At 57.8% G+C, this 1,554-nt stretch carries 1 protein-coding gene; it reads right to left on the bottom strand.

The genetic code is table 11. The annotated features are described in order from the left end of the window. Nucleotides 1-36 precede the first annotated feature (36 nt). Entirely contained in the window at nucleotides 37-1,512 is a 1,476-nt protein-coding gene (locus ACLW56_RS25235) for an IS1182 family transposase (RefSeq protein ID WP_330986341.1), read from the bottom strand. Between the last annotated feature and the right edge of the window lie 42 nt (nucleotides 1,513-1,554).

Genomic DNA, 1,554 nt, shown 5'->3' with positions numbered 1-1,554 from the left:
TGCTGACGAACCCCGCGTTTTTCGTGGGGTTCTGTTTTATGAGCGACCGCAGGTCGCGATCGCGATATTTTTTCTCATCCCTCTGTTTTCGCGCTCACCCGACCTTTCCGGCCTCACATATCCCTCATAAGCGGCCTTTAACACCCAAAAAAGCCAGTAAAGAAGCGCCAGCAGCGCCATCTTCTTCATATTCTGCGCTGTCGCTGCAAGCCAGCACTGTATCTGTACCTTCCGCAACCCACGATACCGCGCATACCGGTGACCGTGGTGCTGTTTCGCATCCGCGAAGCTGCGCTCCACCGTCTCCTTGCGTCGCGCGTACACCTTTTTGCCCCATGTCGTCAGCCGCAGTTCATCCGCCTTCTCCCTGGCCTCTTCCCACACGTGCCGCGTTATCGTCCGCTCGTGTTTCCGGTTTTTTGTACAGCTTTCCCGCACCGGGCAGGCTTCGCAGACCGTGCGGTCTGAACGGTAGTGCCGGTAACCTTTTCTGTCCGTGGTGCTCCAGACCAGCACATTCTCCTGCGGGCAAAGATATCTGTCGTTCTCCGCGTCGTACACGAAGTGCTTCTTCTGATAGTCGTTCTGACCTTTATGCGGCCTGCGGTACCCCGGCACCAGCGCGATGTCCATCTCCTGCGTCAGATGGCACACCGGGGCCGTGAAGTACCCCGCATCCACGCCCACCGCCACCGGCTCCAGCCCGAAGCGTTCCACCTGATGTTTCAGCCGCCTGATAAACGGCTGACTGTCATGCACATTACCCGGCGTCACGAACGTGTCGGTGATGATGCCGTGCTTCCCGTCCACCGTCCGGTGGTCGAGGTAAAAGAAGCCCTTCGGTTTGTTGTCCCGGTGCATGAACCCGCTCTCCGGGTCGGTGGTGCTGACTTTGGTGTTCTTAACGGCTGCGCTTTCTGGCGTCTTTTTTGCGGCGGGCAGCGGCTTTTTTTCGTGCTTCTTCCTGTCGGCCTCCACCGCGGCATTCAGCTCCGCCAGATATTCGCTGACCCCTTCCGGGCGCAGCTCGTTCACCGCTTTACGCGGGTTGGCGTCGGCTTTCAGGTGGGTGCTGTCGGTGTAGAGTACGCGACCGTTAGCCATCCCCTGCGTCAGGGCCTGCATCACGATATGGTCAAAAATCTGTGCAAAGACGTCACTGTTGTTAAAGCGGCGAATGCGGTTCTGGCTGAGGGTGGAGGCGTCGGGGACTTTCTCGGTCAGGCCCATACGCAGGAACCAGCGGTAGGCCACATTGACCTGAATTTCCTTCACCAGACGGCGTTCGGACGGGATGCCGAAGAGATAGCCCAGCAGCATCATTTTAATCAGGCGGACCGGGTCGATGGCAGGCCTGCCGTTATTGGGGCAGTAGAGAGGCTTTACCGCATCGCGGATAAATTCGAAGTCGATGGCGGCATCGATTTTGCGGACCAGGTGGTCTTCAGGGACCAGTTCATCGAGGGTGATGGTTTCAAACTGGTACTGCTGCGGGGAGAGTTCTCTGAGCATGGCGGTCAGTCCATTAATTGTACTGACCCTATTAGATCAAAG

Origin of the sequence: Pantoea sp. sgz302252, assembly GCF_047713085.1 — a bacterium.
GTDB lineage: Bacteria > Pseudomonadota > Gammaproteobacteria > Enterobacterales > Enterobacteriaceae > Scandinavium.
Note: the sequence above shows the minus strand (reverse complement) of the source record. Positions and strands in the feature narration are given on the sequence as shown.

Excerpts from the sequence above, each read along its gene's own strand:
- ACLW56_RS25235 (WP_330986341.1), bottom strand. The coding sequence starts at position 1,512 with ATGCTCAGAGAACTCTCCCCGCAGCAGTACCAGTTTGAAACCATCACC.